At 57.3% G+C, this 21,652-nt stretch carries 18 protein-coding genes and 1 pseudogene; 9 read left to right on the forward strand and 10 right to left on the reverse strand.

The features are described 5' to 3' along the window. The first annotated feature begins 60 nt into the window (after positions 1–60). On the forward strand, positions 61–1,473 hold the full coding sequence (gene cycA / locus MT962_RS21280; RefSeq protein ID WP_024558121.1) for a D-serine/D-alanine/glycine transporter: 1,413 nt from the start codon (positions 61–63) through the stop codon (positions 1,471–1,473). A 61-nt stretch (positions 1,474–1,534) separates the two neighbouring features. Here the strand turns inward: cycA and ytfE are convergent, their stop codons facing one another. Next, positions 1,535–2,200 (reverse strand): iron-sulfur cluster repair protein YtfE, encoded by a 666-nt coding sequence (ytfE, locus tag MT962_RS21285; RefSeq protein ID WP_024558120.1) that lies wholly within the window; start codon positions 2,198–2,200, stop codon positions 1,535–1,537. A gap of 242 nt (positions 2,201–2,442) precedes the next feature. On the opposite strand from ytfE, the gene MT962_RS21290 reads away from it, so the two are divergent. Continuing rightward, on the forward strand, positions 2,443–4,107 hold the full coding sequence (locus tag MT962_RS21290; RefSeq protein ID WP_024559749.1) for a methyl-accepting chemotaxis protein: 1,665 nt from the start codon (positions 2,443–2,445) through the stop codon (positions 4,105–4,107). 15 nt (positions 4,108–4,122) lie between these two features. On the opposite strand, the gene MT962_RS21295 is transcribed toward MT962_RS21290, so the two are convergent. The 5 genes from MT962_RS21295 to MT962_RS21315 form a co-directional block, all read right to left on the reverse strand. Next, a complete protein-coding gene (locus MT962_RS21295) occupies positions 4,123–5,106 on the reverse strand; it encodes a DMT family transporter (RefSeq protein WP_024559748.1) in 984 nt (327 codons plus the stop codon). 77 nt (positions 5,107–5,183) lie between these two features. After that, entirely contained in the window at positions 5,184–5,765 is a 582-nt protein-coding gene (locus MT962_RS21300) for a DUF1349 domain-containing protein (RefSeq protein ID WP_247366369.1), read from the reverse strand. Between the two features lie 49 nt (positions 5,766–5,814). After that, positions 5,815–6,639 (reverse strand): AraC family transcriptional regulator, encoded by an 825-nt coding sequence (locus tag MT962_RS21305; protein ID WP_247366370.1) that lies wholly within the window; start codon positions 6,637–6,639, stop codon positions 5,815–5,817. An 85-nt stretch (positions 6,640–6,724) separates the two neighbouring features. Continuing rightward, positions 6,725–7,096 carry a lysozyme inhibitor LprI family protein gene (locus tag MT962_RS21310; protein WP_024559746.1) on the reverse strand — a complete coding sequence of 124 codons (372 nt, stop codon included), beginning with the start codon at positions 7,094–7,096 and terminating at the stop codon, positions 6,725–6,727. Between the two features lie 100 nt (positions 7,097–7,196). After that, on the reverse strand, positions 7,197–8,054 hold the full coding sequence (locus MT962_RS21315) for an SDR family oxidoreductase (protein ID WP_247366371.1): 858 nt from the start codon (positions 8,052–8,054) through the stop codon (positions 7,197–7,199). A gap of 84 nt (positions 8,055–8,138) precedes the next feature. Between MT962_RS21315 and MT962_RS21320 the strand changes: the two genes are divergently transcribed. After that, positions 8,139–8,543, forward strand: a complete 405-nt coding sequence (locus MT962_RS21320) for a helix-turn-helix domain-containing protein (RefSeq protein WP_024559744.1) — start codon at positions 8,139–8,141, stop codon at positions 8,541–8,543. Here the strand turns inward: MT962_RS21320 and MT962_RS21325 are convergent. Beyond that, positions 8,540–10,486, reverse strand: coding sequence for a bifunctional 2',3'-cyclic-nucleotide 2'-phosphodiesterase/3'-nucleotidase (locus MT962_RS21325; protein WP_247366374.1), 1,947 nt, complete (start codon positions 10,484–10,486; stop codon positions 8,540–8,542). The genes MT962_RS21320 and MT962_RS21325 overlap by 4 nt on opposite strands. Before the next feature lie 213 nt (positions 10,487–10,699). On the opposite strand from MT962_RS21325, the gene cysQ reads away from it, so the two are divergent. After that, positions 10,700–11,443 (forward strand): 3'(2'),5'-bisphosphate nucleotidase CysQ, encoded by a 744-nt coding sequence (cysQ, locus tag MT962_RS21330; RefSeq protein WP_024558111.1) that lies wholly within the window; start codon positions 10,700–10,702, stop codon positions 11,441–11,443. On the opposite strand, the gene MT962_RS21335 is transcribed toward cysQ, so the two are convergent. Further along, complete coding sequence (locus MT962_RS21335) at positions 11,433–11,990, reverse strand: YtfJ family protein (protein WP_188724458.1); 558 nt, start codon at positions 11,988–11,990, stop codon at positions 11,433–11,435. The two genes, cysQ and MT962_RS21335, sit on opposite strands and share 11 nt — an antisense overlap. A gap of 330 nt (positions 11,991–12,320) precedes the next feature. Here MT962_RS21335 and MT962_RS21340 point away from each other — a divergent pair, with 330 nt between their 5' ends. Further along, a complete protein-coding gene (locus MT962_RS21340; protein WP_008501430.1) occupies positions 12,321–12,527 on the forward strand; it encodes a DUF1107 domain-containing protein in 207 nt (68 codons plus the stop codon). Positions 12,528–12,650: 123 nt separating this feature from the next. On the opposite strand, the gene MT962_RS21345 is transcribed toward MT962_RS21340, so the two are convergent. Together MT962_RS21345 and msrA are read right to left on the reverse strand one after the other, a co-directional pair. Beyond that, positions 12,651–13,982, reverse strand: a complete 1,332-nt coding sequence (locus MT962_RS21345) for a hemolysin family protein (RefSeq protein ID WP_048887101.1) — start codon at positions 13,980–13,982, stop codon at positions 12,651–12,653. A gap of 339 nt (positions 13,983–14,321) precedes the next feature. Continuing rightward, positions 14,322–14,960, reverse strand: coding sequence for a peptide-methionine (S)-S-oxide reductase MsrA (msrA, locus tag MT962_RS21350; protein WP_024558108.1), 639 nt, complete (start codon positions 14,958–14,960; stop codon positions 14,322–14,324). Between the two features lie 224 nt (positions 14,961–15,184). Between msrA and tamA the strand changes: the two genes are divergently transcribed. From tamA to MT962_RS21370, 4 genes and pseudogenes are all read left to right on the forward strand, one after another. After that, a complete protein-coding gene (gene tamA / locus MT962_RS21355) occupies positions 15,185–16,921 on the forward strand; it encodes an autotransporter assembly complex protein TamA (RefSeq protein WP_024558107.1) in 1,737 nt (578 codons plus the stop codon). After that, positions 16,918–20,700 carry a translocation/assembly module TamB domain-containing protein gene (locus MT962_RS21360; RefSeq protein WP_247366372.1) on the forward strand — a complete coding sequence of 1,261 codons (3,783 nt, stop codon included), beginning with the start codon at positions 16,918–16,920 and terminating at the stop codon, positions 20,698–20,700. The genes tamA and MT962_RS21360 overlap by 4 nt, the downstream gene beginning before the upstream one ends. A gap of 2 nt (positions 20,701–20,702) precedes the next feature. After that, positions 20,703–21,047 carry a gamma-glutamylcyclotransferase gene (locus tag MT962_RS21365; RefSeq protein WP_024558105.1) on the forward strand — a complete coding sequence of 115 codons (345 nt, stop codon included), beginning with the start codon at positions 20,703–20,705 and terminating at the stop codon, positions 21,045–21,047. 476 nt (positions 21,048–21,523) lie between these two features. After that, positions 21,524–21,652, forward strand: a pseudogene (locus tag MT962_RS21370) (type 1 fimbrial protein); the annotation flags it as partial.

A 21,652-nucleotide genomic window follows, 5' to 3' on the forward strand; every position in this document is an offset into this window, starting at 1 on the left:
CGTCTCTTCAACGCGTATATAGAGGCCAGCAGAGCCTGAACAACACAACAGGAAACAAACATGGTAGATCAGGTTAAAGTCGCCGATACCACGGCCGCTCCGGAGGAGCAGTCGCTACGGCGCAATCTCACTAACCGCCATATTCAACTTATTGCCATCGGTGGCGCTATCGGCACCGGGTTGTTTATGGGTTCCGGCAAAACCATCAGCCTCGCGGGGCCGTCGATTATTTTCGTCTATATGATAATCGGCTTTATGCTCTTTTTTGTGATGCGCGCGATGGGCGAACTGCTGCTTTCCAATCTCGAATACAAGTCCTTCAGCGATTTTGCCGCCGACCTGCTGGGCCCGTGGGCGGGCTATTTTACCGGCTGGACTTACTGGTTCTGCTGGGTCGTGACCGGCATGGCGGACGTGGTGGCGATAACCGCCTACGCCCAGTTCTGGTTCCCCGGTCTTTCAGACTGGGTCGCTTCGCTTGCCGTCGTGGTGCTGCTGCTGAGCCTGAACCTCGCCACCGTTAAGATGTTTGGCGAGATGGAGTTCTGGTTCGCGATGATCAAAATCGTCGCCATCGTCTCGCTGATTGTGGTGGGGCTGGTGATGGTGCTGATGCACTTCAAATCGCCGACCGGCGTTGAAGCGTCGTTCGCGCATCTGTGGAACGAAGGCGGCTGGTTCCCGAAAGGACTGAGCGGCTTCTTTGCCGGCTTCCAGATTGCGGTCTTCGCGTTTGTGGGGATTGAGCTGGTTGGCACCACGGCTGCGGAAACCAAAGATCCGGAGAAATCGCTGCCGCGCGCCATCAACTCCATTCCGATTCGCATCATCATGTTCTACGTGTTTGCGCTGATTATCATCATGTCCGTCACGCCGTGGAGCTCGGTAGTGCCGACGAAGAGCCCGTTCGTTGAGCTGTTCGTGCTGGTGGGTCTGCCTGCGGCGGCGAGCCTGATTAACTTCGTGGTGCTGACCTCTGCGGCCTCTTCCGCCAACAGCGGCGTCTTCTCCACCAGCCGTATGCTTTATGGGCTGGCGCAGGATGGCGTGGCGCCGAAGGCGTTCGCCAAACTTTCTAAGCGCGCCGTGCCGGCGAAAGGGCTGACGTTCTCCTGTATCTGCCTGCTGGGCGGCGTCGTCATGCTCTATGTGAACCCGAACGTGATAACCGCGTTTACCATGATTACGACGGTATCGGCTATCCTGTTTATGTTCGTCTGGACCATCATCCTTTGCTCGTACCTGGTTTATCGCAAACAGCGTCCGCAACTGCATGAGAAGTCTATCTACAAGATGCCGCTCGGTAAGCTGATGTGCTGGGTCTGTATGGCGTTCTTTGTCTTTGTTATCGCGCTGCTGACGCTGGAAGACGATACCCGCCAGGCGCTACTGGTCACGCCGTTGTGGTTTGTCGTGCTGGGCGTGTGCTGGCTGTTTATCGGCAAGAAACGGCTGGCGAGCTTCCGCAAATAAAAAAGGGCCCACGTATCGGGCCCGAAAGGTCAAACGAAGAGGCGCTCAATGGGCGCCTTTTTTATTTTTCACCTGCGAGGGCACGCGGGAAAAGAATCGTGTTCTCAAGGCTGATGTGGTTCATCAGATCGTCAATCAGCGCATTAATGCCGTTATACATCGCGCGCCAGGTGGTGCAGGCTTCCGGCGGCGGCGTCACGTTATTGGTGGCGTGCTTAATCACTTCCAGCAGTTCGCCCGCTTCATCATGCTCGCTCTCCATGACGCTTATCGGCCCTGCCGCCTGGCGGCCCTGGCCCTGTTTGATCATCGGAAACAGAATGCGCTCTTCTTTCATCATGTGGCTGGTCAGCTCTTCATGCAGCATGGTCAGGTACTTGGCGAGGCCTTTCGGTACGCCAGGCTTATCCGCATGAACGCGCTCCACTTTGGCGGCCTGCAAAATGAGTTCCGGCAGTTGCTCACGGTGCCTGTCGTGGTAACGCACAAGGATGTGGTCGATGATCTCCGCCAGCGGCGCGCTATGCCACGCTTTCTCCAGCGGCTCTTCTGAAAGCGTCGCCAGTTCAGCTTCGATAGCTTCCAGATCCAGATTCTGCCGGGTCGCAGCGCGCAGCAGGGTTTGCTTGCCGCCGCAGCAAAAGTCGAGTTCGTATTTACGGAATAAAGCAGAGGCGCGGGGAATGGTAAGCGCCAGCTCGCCAAGGGGCCGATCGCGAAAGGCCATAGGGATTACCTCATCATCAGGAATATAAGATGCATATTAAATACATGTTTTAAGTGAAGCTATAACCCCTTATAGGCAGGGGATTAAAATGAGAGGTGCGTCACAATTTTTTTCCACATTTAACTTGCTGATTGCTATCAGGAAAGGCGCGTTTGCGGGCGCGATGCGCTGGAGAGTTATTAAACAAGCTGCTTTGCCTGCCGATAGATACACGTCTGATAACACCTGCAATAAGGCAATTCATGTTTAAACGTATAAAAGTTATAACTCTCTTAATCACCGTTCTGGGCGTTCTGGGCGCGCTGCAGCTCATTTCAGCGGGCGTGTTTATCAGCGCGCTGAATAACGACAAAAACAACTTTTCCGTCTCTCAGATTTCCAGCCAGAACGTGGCGGAGTTTACCGACGCCTGGATAAGCCTCAACCAGGCGCGCGTTACCCTTAACCGCGGCATGCTGCGCCTGCAAAGCAGCATGGCGAACCAGATTAACGGTGCGCAGCTCAATGAGCTGGTGAAAAATGCGAACAACCTGCTGGCGGAAGCGCAGAGCCATTATGATAAATACTATGCGCTGCCGGAAACGCCGGGGATGGATGAGCATATTGTTGATAGTCTGGAAGAGCACTATGGCATTTACCACGCCACGCTTGCCCGCATGAACACTTTCCTGGCGCAGGGCAACCTGGAGGAGATGTTCAAGCAAAACGCTGAGCAGAAGCAGGTCGCCATGCAGAAGGTTTACCGCGAATGGCGCGCAGCGCAGGCGAAGCTTACCAGCGCGGGCGTTACGGACAACGAAAACGACTACAAGCGTATCCTTTGGGTGCTTAGCGCCATCATGGCGGTTGTCGTCGCCGTTATCATCGCAAGCTGGATGGCGATGCGTCGGGTGCTGTTAATGCCGCTGCATGACGTGATAAGCCACATCCGCACTATTGCCGCAGGCGACCTGACGCAGGCTATCGACGCGGAAGGCAAAAACGAGATGGCGTTGCTGGCCCGCAACCTGCATGAAATGCAGCAGGCGCTGGTCAACACCGTCAGCGCCGTACGCGACAGCACCGATACTATCTTCACCGGCGCCGGCGAAATCTCTGCGGGCAGCAACGATCTCTCTTCCCGCACCGAGCAGCAGGCCGCGTCGCTGGAAGAGACGGCCGCCAGCATGGAACAGCTGACGGCAACGGTTAAGCAGAATGCGGATAACGCCCGGCAGGCGACCCAGCTGGCGCGCAGCGCCTCGGAAACCGCGCAGAAAGGCGGCAACGTGGTTAGCAGCGTGGTGAAAACGATGGATGAGATTGCGGCAAGCTCCAGTCAGATTGCGCAGATAACCAACGTTATCGACGGCATCGCTTTCCAGACCAATATCCTCGCGCTGAATGCGGCGGTGGAAGCGGCGCGCGCGGGCGAGCAGGGCCGCGGCTTCGCCGTCGTGGCGGGCGAAGTACGCACGCTGGCGCAACGCAGTGCTCAGGCGGCGAAAGAGATCAAAGCGCTGATCGAAAACTCCGGCAACCGCGTTGATGCGGGCAGCACGCTGGTGCGCGAAGCGGGCGACACCATGAAAGAGATAGTGGGCGCGGTGACGCGCGTAACGGACATCATGGGTGAAATCGCTTCTGCCTCGGACGAGCAGAGCCGTGGTATCGACCAGGTCGGCCAGGCGGTCGCGGAAATGGACAAAGTGACCCAGCAGAACGCCTCGCTGGTGGAAGAGTCCGCCGCCGCAGCGGCCGCGCTTGAAGAACAGGCGGCGCGCCTTAACGACGCGGTCGCCGTGTTCAAGCTGCGCCGTCAGGCCGCGGCGGGCGCGACGAAAACCGCGCTGAAAACGCCGGTTGCGGCGCCCGTGCTGAAAGCCCAGCCTGCCGGTCCGGCGGACAATAACTGGGAAACCTTCTGATAAGAACGCGCCGCTTTATGCGGCGCGTTTATTTTCATCCACCGACGCAGGTTCCACCGTCGGCTTTTCCGGCCTCGCGCGCACCGCTATCACCACGCCCGCCACCAGCAGCGCGATACCCGCAAGCGTTATCAGCGGCGGCATAGCCTGGCGCAGCAGGAAGGTATATAAAAGCCCGGCCAGCGTTTCAAAGACAATCAGCGGCCCGAGGACAACCGTCGGCAAGCGTTGGCTCGCCTGGTTCCAGCAAAGCGCGCCAATCCACGAGCAGCACACCGCAATCGCCACCATGAGCGCGATAAAAACGCCAGGCCGCGGCCCGAAAGGCAGCGCGAAGTCGCCCTGGCTCCCATCCAGCCAGAAGCAGACACCCACATAGCCGGCCAGCGAGACGGGCAGCGTCACCAGCGCCTGGGCTGTCGCCCACATCATCGGGTGCTTGTTCGGGTTCTCGCGCAGCCAGCGCGCATTACGCAGCGCATACCATGCCCAGCAGGCCACCGAAACCAGCGCCAGCGCAATGCCGCTACTGTAACGCCAGAGGCTGAAGTCGGGCAGGCCGCGATCGAGCTCCGCAATATTAACGAAAACCAGCCCAAAAGCGGTGCAAAGCAGCGCAGGCGCCATGCGCCGCCACGGCAGCTTGCCGTCGCGTTGGCTATAAAGCAGATTAGCGAAGACCGGGATAACCACCGGCAAAGTGCCGATTATCATGGTGGAGACAGGCGCGCCGGTGCGCTGGATAGCGCTCGCAAGGCAGACGTAATAGATAAGGTTGCCCATCATGGTAAGCGCCAGCGCGGTGAGCCAGTCCCGGCGGGAAAGCTGTTTTAGCCGCGCGCGGCCAAGCCAGGCGATGGGCAGCGCAATCAGGCCCAGCGCCAGATAACGCCCCATCGACTGCAACGCCGCCGGGTATTCCGGCACGATCAGCGGCCCAACAAAAATCAATCCCCAGAACAGCCCCGCCACGAGGGCATACACCACGCCTGTTAACATCTACTGCCTCTCTTTTCTCATCCGCCCTGTAGCTTAGAAGGGGAGGCGTGCCGGCGTATTGTATGAAATTGCGCAGTTCAGCTCAGGTCGTGCAGCGCTCTGGAGAGCGGTTCGGTGAGCTGGAGCTCGCTGAAAGCGACCTTTAACCCGGCCCGGCCAGGGGAGCAGCACATCGCGCCGATAAAATAGCGCTCCGCTTCGGGAAAGGGACACAGGCGCAGCAGCGGCCAGATGTCGCCGTCGGTGGAATACTGCAAGCGCAGCGCGCCTTTCAGGCGCGTCAGACGCAACCAGAAGTGGTTTTGCCGCGCCGGGAAAATACCGGTCGCCCAGTCGGAGTTCGGGTTCGTCAGCACGCTGCCTATCATTGGCGCGTCGTCGTTATACTCAATGCCCGCTTTGAGCCAGCGATGCTCATCAATGAGCAGCATCAGCCCCGCCTGATCGTAAAGGGTGGTGAAGTCGCCTTCGACACGCAGTTGAAAAGTGAAATCGCCGCTCGCTTCCACCCCATAAACATGGCCGGAGTGGCGCTGAAAACCATACCAGGTGTTTTGCCAAAAATCGGTTTCATTATCCGTGGTCGCATGCAGGACGTCATCGCGCAACGTCCACTGCTGCGGCGCGTTGAGCCAGCGCCAGCTTTCTGTCTGTTTCATAACGCCTCCCGCCTGAAGATGTGCCTGAAGTATAGCGGCGCAGAGGATGTCAGCGCGCCACCTGTTTCTGGTAGCGTACCGGGGTGATGCCGTAGCGGCGAGTGAAGGCGCGGGTAAGGTGCGACTGGTCGACTAATCCCGCCGCCGCCGCGACCTCCGCCGCAGGCATGCCGAGCGCGAGGAATTGCTTGGCGCGCCACAGGCGAATGGCCATCAGCATCTGATGAGGGGTAACGTGAAAGCGTCGCTTAAACTGGCGCTGGAAATGATACGGGCTAAGGGCCGCCACCTCCGCCAGCGCGTCGAGCGTTAGCGGCTGCATATAGTTGTCGTGCAGATAGTCGCGCACCCGGTCAAAGCGCTGTTGTCCGGGCGTTGCGGCGGGCGGCGAATGACGGGCGTAAGGGCGAAAGGCGTCGATAAGCTCAAGCAGCATGCCCTGCCAGGCGAGCGGGTCGGGCTGCGTCCAGAGCTGATGTATAAGCCGCCCTACGTGGCGCGAACGCTGCGGGTCGTGACGCTCCGCCTCGCTAAACCACCAGTTTTTCTCGCCGGTAAGCTGCTCAAGCAACGGCGGCTCAAGGTAGATCATCCGATAGCGCCAACCTTCCTGAGTCGCCGCTTCGCCGGTGTGCAGCTCATCCGGGTTCATGGTGATAAGCGAATTTACCGCCGCCACGTGTTGCGCGCCGCGATAGCGAAAGCGCTCCGCGCCGAGTTCAATCGTGCCGATGCCGAAAGCCTCGTGAGTGTGCGGTTCAAAGGCGTAGCGGGCGATATGGGCGTGATAAAGCTCAACGCCTGGCAACTGCGGCAATTGCCGGAAGCGGGCGCTGTCTTTTTCGTCAGGAAATTGCTCGGGTACGCCTTGCACGGTGGCTCTCCGCTAAGGATGAGGCTTCATTATAGGAACAAGCCTGTGTGACGCCACCGTTATTAACGTTTATTTAACGTATCGCTTATTCGACGCGAGAGAGGTTGGCGTCGTCGCAGCCCGCGTTGCGGCATTCGCGCTCAATGCTTTTCAGCAGTTCGATGCGGGAGGCCATTTTTTCGTTTACGCAGCCCAGCAGCAGGGTTGAGCCTTCCGCGCACGCCTGGTCGCGCGCCTTAAGCCAGGCGATTTGCGCTTTTTTCACCAGCGGCTTTTGCTCAGGGCTGAGTACCGACATCGTGTTTTTATACTGTTGGTTCAGGTCGCGGTCGCTCTGCACCATCTCCAGCGCGGCGCAGTAGGTCAGGTCATAGGCGCTGCGCGGATTGTCGCAACTCATAGACCAGGCTGAAGCGCTGCCAAGCAGCAGAGAAAAGGCGATAAGGCGTGCTTTCACGGGACGTTCCTTTTTAAGCCCACAGGCTTGAATCGTAAATGAGGGCACGCATTGTACAGGGCAGGCTGACAAAGCGCAGCCTGCCAGAATTAGCAATCAATCAGTTAGTCTGAAGCAGGGCGCGCAGGCTCTCTGCAAGCGGCGTGGTCGGGTGGCCGATAAGCGTGCTGAGCTGGCGGCTGTCGTCAAAAAGCCCGCCTTTTGATGCTCCCACGTCTGAGTTGGCAAGCAGGGCGGCGAACGGCTCCGGCAGGCCAGCGCCCTGCAACGCCGCTTTAAAATCGGCTTCGCTGAGGTTCTGGTAAACCACCGGTTTGCCGCTCAGTTCGCTTAGCTGCGCGGTCAGGTCGGAAAGCGTCCAGGCTTCGTCGCCCGCCAGTTCATAAACGTTGCCCGCCTGATTATCCAGGGTCATTACGCGGGCGGCGGCTTCGGCGTAGTCCGCACGCGTTGCACTGGCTATCTTGCCTTCTCCGGCGCTGCCGATAAACGCGCCATGTTCCAGCGCAGGCGGCACGCTCGCCAGATAATTTTCGGTATACCAGCCGTTACGCAGCAGCGCGAAGGGGATGCCCGATTCCGCCAGCATCTTTTCCGTGGCGACATGTTCTTCCGCCAGCCCCAGCGGCGAGCGGTCGGCGTGCAGCAGGCTGGTATAGGCGATGAATGTTACCCCGGCCGCTTTCGCCGCCTCAATCACGTTGCGGTGCTGCGGCGCGCGCTGTCCCACTTCGCTTGAGGAGATAAGCAGCAGCTTTTCCACGCCGGTTAGCGCAGCCTGAAGGGCGGCGGCATCGCCATATTCGGCGCGCCTCACCTGCACCCCTTTTTGAGCCAGGTCGGCGACTTTCGTCGGATCGCGTACGATGGCGACGAGCTGCTCTGCCGCCACGGTTTTCAGTAAGTCGGCAATAACAAGACGGCCAAGGTGGCCGGAAGCGCCGGTGATAGCAATCATAGGTTTACTCCTTCATGTTGGGTGACTGTTGTGGCACACTATCACCCAAGCTAACTTTTAGTAAGTACGCACAAAAAGGTAAGTATGGAAAAAATCAACGCTCCTGTCAGCCTGAGCGACCAGATGCGTAACGGGAATCTCTTCGCCGAGCAGTGCCCTTCGCGCGATGTGCTCAAACATGTCACCAGCCGCTGGGGCGTGCTGATCTTAGTGGCGCTGCGCGAAGGCACCCATCGCTTTAGCGACCTGCGGCGCAAAGTGGGCGGCGTAAGCGAAAAGATGCTGGCGCAGACGCTGCAGTGGCTGGAACATGACGGCTTCATCAATCGCAAATCGTTTCCGGTCGTTCCGCCGCATGTGGAGTACAGCCTGACGCCGCTTGGGCTGGAGGTGAGTGAGAAGGTGGCGGCGCTGGCCGACTGGATAGAGCTCAACCTGCCGCAGGTGCTGGCGTCCCGCCCGCCGGAGCAGGACGCCAGCGCGGATTAGCGCACATTTAAGTCTAGCTGATAGATGGCAAAGCCCGTCTCATCGCTGCCAGCCTGCTGCATCGGATACTGCGCGTTGGCTTTGATAAAGGCGGCCGCTTTTTCCGAAGGCGAGGTTTCGAAGCGGATATCCAGCTTGTTGTCGCTGTGAATGGGCGCGAGGCGCCAGTTGTTATCCGCCGCCGGATGAATCTCTCCGGCGCGTTTGGTTTCCGCGCTTATCCACGCCGCCAGCACCGCACGGTTTTCATCCGGTGAAGCGAAGGCAATATGATTGTCGCCGGTTCCCGCAAACTTGCCGCCATAAGCGCGATAGTTGTTGGTGGCGACAAGGAAAGTCATTTTCGGATCGATGGGTTTGCCGTTAAAGGTAAGGTTTTTAATGCGCTCGGCGTCTTTGTTCACCGGCTGGCACTCGCCGTCATATTTCGCCGGCTGCGTCACATCAATCTGGTACTTCACGCCGTCAATGACGTCGAAGTTGTAGGTGCGAAAGCCGTCCCAGTTAATCAGTGACTGCGGCTTCGTGCTGTGTACATCAATCTGATTAAACTGCCCGGCGGAGCACTCCAGCCACTCTTTCACTTCGGCGCCCGTCGCTTTCACGACCACCAGCGTGTTGGGGTAGAGATAGAGATCGGCGGCGTTGCGAAAGGTGAGCTGACCCTTTTCCACCTCAACAAAACTTGCCGGGTCGTTCTTGCGGCCGCCCGCTTTAAACGGCGCGGCGGCGGAGAGCACCGGCAGGTCTGCTAAATTCGGGTCGCCCTGAATGAAATGCTTCACGTAGGCGAGCTGGGCGTTATTAACGACCTGAACCGTCGGGTCGTCCTGCACCAGCGAGAGGTAGCTGTACATGTTGTCAGCGGATTTCCCGACAGGCTGGCTGACAAACTCGCGGGTGGCGTCGTGGTCCGCTTTCAGCACCTTCACCATATTCGCCTCTTCCGCCGCCAGCGATTTCTTCGCCGCCGCGTCGTAAATCGGCCGCGCCTCGGCTTTGCCCTGTGTAACCTGCCATTTTCCGCCGTCGTTGTTGAGCGTTAAGTCCACCACGCCGAGATGGTCGCCCCACATGCCTGGCATGACCGCCGGCACGCCGTTGAGCGTGCCTTTCGCAATATCCGCCCCCTTAATCGCGGCGAAATCTTTGCCGGGAAAAACGGCGTGGGCGTGGCCAAACAGAATGGCGTCTACGCCCGGCACCTGGCTTAAGTAGTAAACCGAGTTTTCCGCCATCGCTTTATACGGCTCGGCGGCGAGGCCGGAGTGGGCGACCACCACGACCAGATCCGCGCCTTTAGCCCGCATTTCCGGTACATACTTGCGCGCGGTTTCGGTAATGTCGTTGACGGTGACTTTGCCGCTCAGATTGGCTTTATCCCAGGTCATGATTTGCGGCGGCACAAAACCGATGTAGCCAATCTTCAGCGTCCAGGTTTTACCTTCTTTATCTTTTACGTCGGTGTTCTGGATGAGGTAGGGCGTGAAGAGCGGCTTATTGGTTTTCGCGTCGATAATATTGGCGTTAACGTAGGGGAATTTCGCGCCAGCCAGCGCTTTATTCAGGTAATCAAGCCCGTAGTTGAATTCGTGGTTGCCAAGGTTGCCCACGGCGTAGTTCAGCGTATTCAGCGCTTTGTAGACCGGGTGCACTTCGCCTTTATTCAGCCCCTTCGCCGCCATGTAATCGCCAAGCGGGCTGCCCTGAATAAGGTCGCCGTTATCCACCAGCACGCTGTTCGTCGCTTCGCTGCGCGCGGCGCTGATAAGGCTTGCGGTGCGCACCAGCCCGAACTTTTCAGTCGGCGCGTCTTTGTAGTAATCAAAGTCCATCATGTTGCTGTGCAGGTCGGTGGTTTCCAGGATGCGTAACTCCACCGTAGCGGCGTGGGCGCTGGCGGCAACCAGCGTGGCGAGCAGCGTTGCACTAAACTTAATCATCATGCAGGTCCTTTTTTAAGAGCAGAGCCACAAAAGTGTATGTATCTATCTTCTGTTGCTTACAAAAGTGTGAATCCTGCCAGAAAAAAATGTCCGGAACCTGGGATCGCTTCACAGATAGCGCAAGCTGCGCGGGGTGATATAAAAATCATATCGATAAAACAATGTGTTAATCTGCGAGGAAGTACTGTCGCGACACAAAAGAGGTGGACGATGTTAGAGAAGATTTGCCAACTGGCGCGGGAAGCGGGCAGCGCCATCATGGACGTCTACGAAGGGAAAAAGCCGCTTGAGGCCACCAGTAAACTCGATGATTCTCCGGTAACGGCGGCGGATATTGCCGCGCATAAAATTATCGCCGACGGGTTAAAGACACTGACGCCTGATATCCCGCTGCTTTCCGAAGAGGACCCACCGGGCTGGGAAGTGCGTCAGCACTGGCAGCGCTACTGGCTGGTAGACCCGCTCGATGGCACCAAAGAGTTCCTTAAGCGCAACGGCGAGTTCACGGTTAATATCGCCCTGATTGAAAACGGCAAGCCGGTGCTGGGCGTGGTCTACGCGCCGGTGCTGAACGTGATGTACAGCGCAGCGGATGGCAAGGCGTGGAAAGAAGAGTGCGGCGTGCGTAACCCCATTCACATTCGCGACGCCCGTCCACCGCTGGTGGTTATCAGCCGCTCCCATGGCAACAACGAAGAGCTCAAAGAGTATCTGCAGCAGTTGGGCGAGCACCAGACCACATCGATCGGCTCGTCGCTGAAATTCTGCCTTGTGGCGGAAGGACAGGCGCAACTTTATCCGCGGTTTGGGCCCACCAATATCTGGGATACGGCCGCCGGCCACGCGGTGGCGGTGGCGGCCGGGGCGCACGTGCACGACTGGCAGGGCAAAACGCTGGACTACACGCCGCGCGAATCCTTCCTTAACCCTGCTTTCCGCGTCACTATTTACTGAGTAACTTATGCAGCAGGTCCATCACCTGCTGCACTTCCTGCTGCGTCAGCGCGCCATCTTTCGCGAACTGAATACGCCCGTCTTTATCGAGCACCGCGACCGCTGAGCTTTCCGGCTCAAGCTGCCAGGCTTTAGCCACGATGCCGTTGCTGTCGACAATAAATTGCGACCACGGGTAGAGTTTTTTGTTGTCCTCCAGGCTGCTGCGCACAAACATGGCGGAGCCGGGGATAGCGTCGTCGGTATTGACGATAGTGGTGGTCTGGTAAGCATTGTGCGGTAGATTCGCCGCCTTGATGGCTTCAATCAGCGCCGCGTTTTTTTCCTTGGCGGAAACGCGCCCCGCAATATGTTGCACCACTCGCACTTTTCCAGGGAGCTGCGCGCTATTCCAGGTTTTGTAGCTAAACTTGTCGTTACTGTACATCAGCTCGCCCCGGTCGCTGATGCCGACAGGCGCCACGCGCTGATTCTTCTCAAAGTTATGTGCCGAAGCCATCAAGGGCAGCAGCAGGCAGGTAAGCGCCAGTGTTCCGCGCAGGGTCATACTTGACTCCTTATCATTTGTGTTGGCAGGTGATCGGACCACTTGGTCCCGGCCCGTTAAGCATAAACGCTCTCAGTTCGCTTTACCCGCAACAGGGATGCCAGTTTGCGGGCTGAGGCACAGTTCCTGATAAAAAAGTATGGTTGTTCTGCAGTTTTTGTCGTTTTGAAAAGATAATTCTGAAAGATTGTAATAAAAGCGTAAATAAGACCGGGTAAAGTGCGCACCAATCGGTTTCTGGTCTATAGTTTTCTGGCAACAAAATTTGCGCCTTATTTTTGTCGGGCCGAATGTGGACCGCAGGGGCGTACGATTTCGCAGGAGAGAACAATGAAAATTTTCCAACGTTACAACCCGCTTCAGGTGGCGAAGTACGTGAAGATCCTGTTTCGTGGACGGTTGTATATCAAGGATGTTGGCGCTTTCGAGTTCGATAAGGGCAAAATCCTGGTCCCGAAAGTGAAGGACAAGCAGCATTTATCGGTAATGTCCGAAGTAAACCGTCAGGTTATGCGTCTCCAGACTGAGATGGCCTAACTAAAAGGTTGTGCATGCAGTAAGACAAACGGCCCCGATGGGGCCGTTGGTGTTTCTGGCATCCGGTAATTTAGCCGCCCGGGAGCGGACAAAAGAAAAGGGCGGCTATGCCGCCCTTAACAGTTAAGCCGCGGATTGTTCATCCGGCAGTTTCGGCGCAAGCGTGGTGGGCTTGCTGTCGATACGCGTGACCAGCAGCTGGTCGATGCGGTAGTTATCAATATCCACCACTTCGAACTTATAGCCGGAGAATTTCACCGAGTCGGTACGTTTCGGGATTTTTCGCAGCATAAACATCATAAACCCGCCGATGGTTTCGTAGTTGCCGGACTGCGGGAACTCGTCGATATCCAACACGCGCATTACATCATCAATCGGCGTGCCGCCGTCGATAAGCCATGAGTTTTCATCACGCGCGACGATCTGCTCTTCCAGCCCCTGGCCCACCAGGTCGCCCATCAATGTGGTCATGACGTCGTTAAGCGTAATCAGGCCCACCACCAGCGCATATTCGTTCATGATAACGGCGAAGTCTTCGCCGGCGGTTTTGAAACTTTCCAGCGCTTCGGAAAGGGTTAGCGTATCGGGCACGATCAGCGTATTGCGGATCTGCACACCGCTGGTAAGCGCCAGACTCTGGTTCGCCAGCACGCGGTTGAGCAGGTCTTTCGAGTCAACATAACCGATGATGTGGTCGATATCCTGATTACAAACCAGGAACTTAGAGTGCGGATGCTCCGCAACCTTGTTCTTCAGGCTTTGCTCATCTTCATGCAGATCGAACCAGACGATGTTCTCGCGCGACGTCATTGAGGAGGGCACGGTACGCGACTCCAGCTCAAAGACATTCTCAATCAGCTCATGCTCCTGCTTACGCAGCACGCCCGCCAGCGCGCCCGCTTCCACCACGGCATAGATGTCGTCAGAGGTGATGTCGTCTTTACGCACCATCGGCAGCTTGAAGATGCGGAAAATCACGTTCGCCATGCCGTTAAAGAACCAGACCAGCGGGCGGAAGATAAACAGGCAGAAGCGCATCGGGTTGATGATGCGCAAAGCCACGGCTTCGGGCGCAATCATACCGATGCGTTTCGGCGTCAGGTCAGCAAACAGAATGAACAGGCTGGTGACGAGCGTAAAGGAGAGAATAAAGCTGACCTGCTCGGCCGCTTCGGGCGACATGAAGTTGATAAGCATGCCGTAAAACGCCGGAGAAAACGCCGCATCGCCCACGATACCGCCAAGAATGGCGACGGCGTTAAGGCCTATCTGCACGACGGTAAAGAAGGTGCCGGGGTTTTCCTGCATTTTCAGGATGCGTTGCGCGTTGATGTTGCCTTCGTCGGCCATCAGCTTAAGTTTGATTTTGCGGGAAGCGGCCAGCGAAATCTCAGAGAGCGAGAAGAACGAACTGACGCCGATCAGACAAAGTATTATCAAAATACTGTTTAACATATCTTATCCAGTCATCGACCGGATCCTCGGAAGGGAAGTGGATTTTTGTTGAGTAAAACACAGGTGAATGCTGTCTCGTAGCGTGTGAGTCCAGCAAATTCAACGGCTAGTATAGCGTAAGCCCTGATAAGGCTGCCAGTAGGCGAAAAGCGGGCAGCAGCTTTGATGGGAAGCATTCTCATTTAAAGGTGAGTCGCCGCGCTAACTATAATCGATTCCGAGCGAACGTTATAGAAGAAAATGCGCATTTTTTATTCAATTTGTCGGTCTTGTCTCGGATGAAGCAGGGCGCCGCAAGCCCGCTAAAAGGCAGCATTACGCTGCCTTTTTCTACGCGCGTTACGCCTGGGCTGGCAGGCAAACGCCAATGCCGCCGATACCGCAGTAGCCGTAAGGGTTTTTATGCAGATATTGCTGGTGATCGTCCTCTGCGTAATAGAACGGCGTCGCGTTGGCGATTTCGGTCGTAATGTGGCGCCGGTCGCCCGCCGCTTCCATCGCCGCCTGGAAGCGTTTGAAGCTTTCACGCGCTGCGGCGTTCTGCTCCGGCGTTAACGGATAAATCGCCGAGCGGTACTGGCTGCCGACGTCGTTGCCCTGGCGCATGCCCTGGGCCGGATCGTGGTTTTCCCAGAATACCTGCAGCAGTTTTTCATAGCTGACCACTTTCGGGTCATAGACGACGCGGACCGCTTCCGCATGCCCGGTACGACCGCTGCACACTTCCCGATAAGTCGGATTAGGTGTATAGCCACCGGTATACCCTGCCGCAGTACTATATACGCCGGGTAACTGCCAGAAGAGACGTTCCACGCCCCAGAAGCAACCCATGGCGAACAGCGCAATTTCCATACCGTCCGGTACGTTGGTCATTGAATGGCCGTTAACGGCGTGCAGCGTTGCTACAGGCATGGGGGTATTACGGCCCGGCAACGCCTCGGACTGAGTAACCAGCTGTTTTTTATCGAAAATACTCATAATGAGGGGCCTCCAGGAATAAGGGGGACGAGCAAAAGCGGCGCGGCGGTTGTCACGGAGCGACTCTTTGCTCACAATAAATCTGGTGAATGCGACTAGATTAAACATAAGAAATATTTGGGGTGTCGTCGCTTTTTCAACTCCACAATCGGAGATTTGTTAAGCCGCGGAGCGGCACTAAAGTTTCCTGACCGGGGTGGAAACAAGGCTATTCAGGAGAAATTGTGCCACGAATCCGTATGTTATGCTGCGCCAGCCTGCTGCTGGCGAGCGGAGCCGTTGACGCCGCCAGCGTCCGCCTCCAGGTTGAAGGGTTGAGCGGAGAGCTGCAAAAAAATGTCCGCGCCCAACTGTCTACCATTGAAAGCGATGAAGTGACACCAGACCGGCGTTTTCGCGCACGCGTGGATGACGCCATCCGCGAAGGGTTGAAAGCGCTTGGCTATTACGAACCGAAAATAGACTTTACGCTGCGTCCGCCGCCGGCGAAGGGCGGCAGGCAGGTGCTGATTGCCCGCGTCTCGCCGGGCGAACCGGTGCGCATAGGCGGCACGGATGTGATTTTGCGCGGCGGCGCGCGAAACGACGAAGAGTACCTTTCCTTATTAAAAAAGCGCCCGGCCATCGGCACGGTGCTTAACCACAATGATTACGACAGCTTCAAAAAGGGGCTGACCAGCGTGGCGCTGCGTCGGGGCTACTTCGACAGCGAATACAAAAAAAGCCAGCTCGGCGTGTCGCTTGAGCGCCATCAGGCGTTCTGGGATATCGACTATGACAGCGGTCAACGTTATCGTTTCGGCGAAGTTACCTTCGCTAACTCGCAAATTCGCGACGAATACCTGCAGAATCTCGTGCCTTTTAAAGAGGGCGAGTACTACCACTCCAGCGACGTAGGCGAACTGAGCCGTCGCCTTTCAGCTACCGGCTGGTTCAATTCCGTCGTGGTGGCGCCGGAGTTTGAAAAATCCCGACAGACGAAGGTGCTGCCGCTGCGCGCCGTGGTATCGCCGCGCACCGAGAACACCATTGAAACCGGCGTGGGCTACTCCACCGACGTCGGCCCGCGGGTAAAAGCCACCTGGCGCAAGCCGTGGATAAACTCTTACGGCCACAGCTTTTCGACCACCGCCAGCATCTCCGCGCCGGAACAACAGCTTGATTTCAGCTACAAGGTGCCGCTGCTGAAGAACCCGCTGGAGCAATATTATCTGGTGCAGGGCGGTTTTAAGCGCACCGATCTCAATGACACCGAGGCGGATTCCACGACCCTTGCGCTCTCTCGCTACTGGGATCTCTCCAGCGGCTGGCAGCGCGCCATTAACCTGCGCTGGAGTCTCGACCACTTTACGCAGGCGGATGTTACGAATACTACGATGCTGCTCTACCCCGGGGTGATGATAAGCCGTACCCGCTCGCGCGGCGGCCTGATGCCCACCTGGGGCGATTCGCAGCGCTATTCCATCGACTACTCCGATACGGCCTGGGGATCGGATGTCGATTTCGTGGTGCTGCAGGCGCAAAACGTCTGGATCCGCACCCTCTACGATCGCCATCGCTTTGTCGTGCGCGGCAATCTCGGCTGGATTGAGACCAACGATTTCGACCGCGTGCCGCCAGATTTGCGCTTCTTCGCAGGCGGCGACCGCAGTATTCGCGGGTACAAATATAAATCTATCTCGCCGGAAGATGATGACGGCAAGCTGACCGGCGCTTCAAAGCTCGCTACCGGGTCGCTGGAATACCAGTACAACGTGACCGGCAAGTGGTGGGGCGCAGCCTTTGTCGATTCCGGCGAGGCGGTGAACGATATCAAGCAAAGCAACTTCAAGACCGGCGCGGGCGTCGGGGTGCGCTGGCAGTCGCCTGTCGGCCCCATCAAGCTCGATTTCGCCGTGCCGGTTGGCGACAAAGAGGAGCATGGTTTGCAGTTTTACATCGGTCTGGGGCCTGAATTATGAGTCGTTGGAAAAAAATCAGCCTCGCCGTGCTGGTGTTTATCTTGTTGTTGCTGGGTACCGCGGCGTTTCTGGTGGGGACGACCAGCGGCCTGCATCTTTTATTTAACGCCGCAAATCGTTGGGTGCCGGGGCTGGATATTGGCAGCGTAACCGGCGGCTGGCGCAACCTGACGCTTAAAAACGTGCGCTATGAGCAGCCCGGCGTGGATGTCACCGCAGGCGAACTGCACCTGGCGGTGAAGCTCGGCTGCCTGCGCGACAGCAGCCTGTGCGTGAACGATCTTTCGCTCAAAGATATTAACGTAGTGGTCGATACCAAAAAAATGCCGCCTGCCGCGCAAGTGGAGGAAGAAGATAGCGGACCGCTTAACCTCTCAACGCCTTATCCCATAACGCTTTCCCGCGTGGCGCTGAACAACGTCAACGTCAAAATCGATGACACCACCGTTTCCGTAATGGATTTCACTTCCGGGTTGAGCTGGGAAGATCGCAACCTGACGCTGCTGCCCACTTCCCTTCAGGGGCTGCTGGTCGCCTTGCCGAAGGTAGCGAAAGTGGCGCAGGAAGAGGTGGTGGAGCCGAAGATAGATAAGCCGCGCCCGGAAGAGGCGCCGCTTGGCGAAACGCTGCGCGATCTCTTCTCGAAACCGGTGCTGCCGGAGATGACCGACGTGCATCTGCCGCTGAACCTCACCATTCAGGAATTTCGCGGCGAACAGCTGCGCCTGACGGGCGATACCGATATCACCGTGCGCACTATGCTGCTGAAGGTGAGCAGCGTCGACGGCATGACGAAGCTCGACGCGCTGGATATCGATTCCAACCAGGGCATCGTGAACGCCACCGGCACGGCGGAGCTTCGCAACAGCTGGCCGGTAGACATCACCCTGAACAGCACGCTGAATGTGGACCCGCTTAAGGGCGAAAAGGTGAAGCTGAAGCTTGGCGGCGCGCTGCGCGAACAGCTGGAGCTTGGCGTTAACCTCTCCGGCCCGCTCGATGCGGTGCTGCGCGCTCAGACGCGCCTTGCTGAACCCGGCTTGCCGCTGAACCTCGAGCTGACCAGCGAGCAGCTTTACTGGCCGCTCACCGGCCCGAAGCAGTACCAGGCGGATGACATTAAGCTGAAATTCACCGGCAAGATGACCGACTATGCGCTCTCGTTCCGCACCGCGGTACGCGGCGAGCAACTGCCGCCCGCCACCATTACGCTGGACGGCAAAGGCAACGAGCAGCAAATCAATATCGATAAGCTGGACGTGGCGGCGCTGCAGGGGCATACCACCCTGAAAGCGCTGCTCGACTGGCGTCAGGCCATCAGCTGGCGCGGCGAACTGGCGCTGAACGGCATCAATACCGCGAAACAGTATCCGGACTGGCCTTCAAAGCTGGACGGGCTGATGAAACTGCGCGGCAGTTACTACGGCAGCAGCTGGCAGCTCGATGTGCCGGAGCTGAAGCTCGCCGGCAACGTTAAGCAAAATAAAGTGAACGTCAACGGCCAGCTTAAAGGCAACAGCTACATGCAGTGGACCATCCCGGGCCTGCATCTGGAACTGGGACGCAATAAGGCGGACGTAAAAGGCGAACTGGGCGTGAAGGACCTGGCGCTCGACGCCGTTATCGACGCGCCGGGGCTGGATAATGCATTGCCAGGCCTGGGCGGTACGGCGAAAGGGCTGGTGAAGATCCGCGGCAGCGTGGACGCCCCGCAGCTCCAGGCCGACGTTACCGCACGCGGCCTGCGCTGGCAGGAGCTTTCTGTCGCCCTGGCGCGTTTGCAGGGCGATATAAAATCGACCGACCAGATAGCGGGCAACCTTGACCTACGCGTGGAGCGGCTGGTGCAGGGCGATATTACTATGCGCCTGATTACGCTTGCGGCGAAAGGCAGCGAAAAAGAGCACCAGCTCCAGCTGCGCGCGCAGGGCGAGCCGGTTTCCGGCCAGTTAGATCTGCGCGGCAGCTTCGATCGTAAGACCACGCGCTGGCGCGGCACGCTCGATAACACCCGCTTCGAAACGCCGGTAGGGCCGTGGTCCCTGACCCGCGCCATTGCGCTGGATTACCGTGGCGAAGAGCAGAAAGTCAGCATCGGACCGCATTGCTGGGCGAATCCGAACGCTGAACTTTGCGTACCGCAGACGGTGGATGCGGGCGCAGCCGGGCACGCGGTAGTGAATCTCAATCGCTTCGATCTGGCGATGCTGAAGCCCTTTATGCCGCAAGCGACCCAGGCGAGCGGCATCTTCAGCGGCAACGCGGACGTGAGTTGGGACACCACCAAAGAAGGGTTGCCGCAGGGCAAAGTGCAGCTGGCTGGCCGGGGCGTACGCGTAACGCAGATAGTCAACGACAACGCGCTGCCGGTCGCTTTCGATACGCTCAACCTGAGCGCGGAGCTGCGCAATAACCGCGCGGAGCTCAACTGGCTGATTCGCCTGGTCAACAACGGCCAGTTTGACGGCCAGGTGCAAATCAGCGACCCGCAGGATCGCCGTAATCTGGCGGGCAACGTGAATATCCGCAACTTCTCGCTGGCGATTGCCAACCCGGTTTTCTCGCGTGGAGAAAAAGCGGCGGGGACGCTTAATGCGAACTTACGACTTGGCGGCAACGCCGAACGCCCGCAGCTCTTCGGCCAGATGCAGCTTAACGGCGTGGATATCGAAGGCAACTTTATGCCATTCGACATGCAGCCAAGCCAACTGGCGATGAACTTCAATGGCATGAGCTCAACCCTGCAGGGCGTGGTGCGCACGCAGCAGGGGGAGATTGCCCTTAACGGCAACGCCGACTGGAGCCAGCTCGATAACTGGCGGGCGCGCATCGCCGCGAAGGGCAGCCGGGTGCGCATTACGGTGCCGCCGATGGTGAGGCTGGACGTGTCGCCGGACGTGGTGCTGGAAGCCACGCCGAACCTTATCACGCTCGACGGCAACGCCGACGTGCCGTGGGCGCGTATCGTCGTGAAGGACTTGCCGGAAAGCGCCGTTGGCGTCTCCAAAGACGAAGTTATGCTCGATGAAAATCTGAAACCAGAAAAAGACCCGAGCGCATCCATCCCGATTAATAGTAATCTGACCGTTCACGTGGGCAACAACGTGCGGATAGACGCTTTTGGGCTAAAAGCGCGGCTTACCGGCGACCTGAAAGTCGGCCAGGATAAGCAAGGGCTGGGGCTTAACGGCCAGATTAACATTCCGGATGGCGAAGGGCGCTTCCATGCTTACGGTCAGGATCTGATCGTGCGTAAAGGGGAAATCCTCTTCGCCGGCCCGCCGGATCAACCTGTGTTCAACATCGAAGCGATTCGTAACCCGGACGCCACCGAGAACGATGTTACCGCAGGCGTTAAAGTCACCGGTACGCCGGACGCGCCTAAGGTAGAGGTTTTCTCCGACCCGGCCATGTCCCAGCAGGAAGCGCTCTCTTATCTGCTTCGCGGACAAGGGCTTGAGAGCAACCAGAGCGACAGCGAAGCGATGACGTCGATGCTGATTGGTCTGGGGGTTGCACAAAGTGGGCAGGTTGTGGGTAAAATCGGCGAGACGTTTGGCGTGAAGAATCTGGCGCTGGATACCGAAGGGGTGGGCGACTCGTCCCAGGTGGTGGTCAGCGGCTATGTACTGCCGGGTCTACAGGTGAAGTATGGCGTGGGTATTTTTGACTCGCTGGCGACGCTCACGCTGCGCTACCGCCTTATGCCTAAGCTATATCTGGAAGCGGTGTCTGGCGTAGATCAGGCACTTGATCTGCTCTATCAGTTTGAGTTTTAGCAATGCGAATATTTGTCTACGGCAGTTTACGACGCAAACAAGGCAACAGCCACTGGATGACCAACGCTCAGTGGCTGGGCGACTATGACATCGACCATTACCAGCTTTACAGCCTCGGCCACTACCCAGGTGCGGTGCCAGGCGAGGGAACGGTAACGGGCGAGGTCTATCGCATAGACGCCTCCACGCTCGCCGAACTGGACGCTCTGCGTACCAGCGGCGGCGAATACAAACGGCAGCTCATCCAGACGCCTTACGGCAGTGCCTGGATGTATGTCTACCAGCGCCCTGTCGAAGGCTTAACACGTATCGACAGCGGCAACTGGCTCGACAGAGACGCTAATTAACCCCTCCCCAAACCACGCTTCGGCGTGGTTTTTCTTTCTATTTCCTAAAACACTTCTTTGATCGCTCACTTTTATTATTAAAGCTAATCAGCGCCTTAACGCGGGTTTGTTACGCCGCTGTTATTTAAAGTCCAGGTTTAAACTTTATTAAAGTCCATATTTAGAATGCTTAATTTTATTTTGGCCTGATTATGGTGTTTTATATACACAACGAATCGGACATGAAGTTCTATTTCGTCAGTGAATTGAATTAATGAGGCAAGTCTCAATTTTGATTCACGAGCTTTATGGAAGGTCTTATTTTGGATTGCTTTGGTGATTGAGGAAATAGCACTAAAGTCTAAAATTAGCCTCCACTACGCAGCACAGTTTATGAAATATGAAAGAATGCTTTTTATTATTGGCGTTATGAATATTGTGTTTATTGGTTGCGTATTTAACCCCAAGGACTTAATTATTTTTTAAAGGATATACGTATGAACTTCAAAAAAGTTGCTCTGGCTTCGGTAATGGGTCTGGTTCTGGCGGCGTCTGCACAGGCGGCAGATCAGGGCCACGGTAAAGTGACCTTCACCGGCTCCATTATCGACGCACCGTGCTCCATC

It is taken from the genome of Franconibacter sp. IITDAS19 (assembly GCF_023079515.1).
GTDB classification, from domain to species: domain Bacteria; phylum Pseudomonadota; class Gammaproteobacteria; order Enterobacterales; family Enterobacteriaceae; genus Franconibacter; species Franconibacter pulveris.

Coding starts and splice junctions, on each gene's coding strand:
- cycA (WP_024558121.1), top strand. CDS start 61: ATGGTAGATCAGGTTAAAGTCGCCGATACCACGGCCGCTCCGGAGGAG.
- ytfE (WP_024558120.1), bottom strand. CDS start 2,200: ATGGCCTTTCGCGATCGGCCCCTTGGCGAGCTGGCGCTTACCATTCCC.
- MT962_RS21290 (WP_024559749.1), top strand. CDS start 2,443: ATGTTTAAACGTATAAAAGTTATAACTCTCTTAATCACCGTTCTGGGC.
- MT962_RS21295 (WP_024559748.1), bottom strand. CDS start 5,106: ATGTTAACAGGCGTGGTGTATGCCCTCGTGGCGGGGCTGTTCTGGGGA.
- MT962_RS21300 (WP_247366369.1), bottom strand. CDS start 5,765: ATGAAACAGACAGAAAGCTGGCGCTGGCTCAACGCGCCGCAGCAGTGG.
- MT962_RS21315 (WP_247366371.1), bottom strand. CDS start 8,054: ATGATTGCTATCACCGGCGCTTCCGGCCACCTTGGCCGTCTTGTTATT.
- MT962_RS21320 (WP_024559744.1), top strand. CDS start 8,139: ATGGAAAAAATCAACGCTCCTGTCAGCCTGAGCGACCAGATGCGTAAC.
- MT962_RS21325 (WP_247366374.1), bottom strand. CDS start 10,486: ATGATTAAGTTTAGTGCAACGCTGCTCGCCACGCTGGTTGCCGCCAGC.
- cysQ (WP_024558111.1), top strand. CDS start 10,700: ATGTTAGAGAAGATTTGCCAACTGGCGCGGGAAGCGGGCAGCGCCATC.
- MT962_RS21335 (WP_188724458.1), bottom strand. CDS start 11,990: ATGACCCTGCGCGGAACACTGGCGCTTACCTGCCTGCTGCTGCCCTTG.
- MT962_RS21340 (WP_008501430.1), top strand. CDS start 12,321: ATGAAAATTTTCCAACGTTACAACCCGCTTCAGGTGGCGAAGTACGTG.
- MT962_RS21345 (WP_048887101.1), bottom strand. CDS start 13,982: ATGTTAAACAGTATTTTGATAATACTTTGTCTGATCGGCGTCAGTTCG.
- msrA (WP_024558108.1), bottom strand. CDS start 14,960: ATGAGTATTTTCGATAAAAAACAGCTGGTTACTCAGTCCGAGGCGTTG.
- MT962_RS21360 (WP_247366372.1), top strand. CDS start 16,918: ATGAGTCGTTGGAAAAAAATCAGCCTCGCCGTGCTGGTGTTTATCTTG.
- MT962_RS21365 (WP_024558105.1), top strand. CDS start 20,703: ATGCGAATATTTGTCTACGGCAGTTTACGACGCAAACAAGGCAACAGC.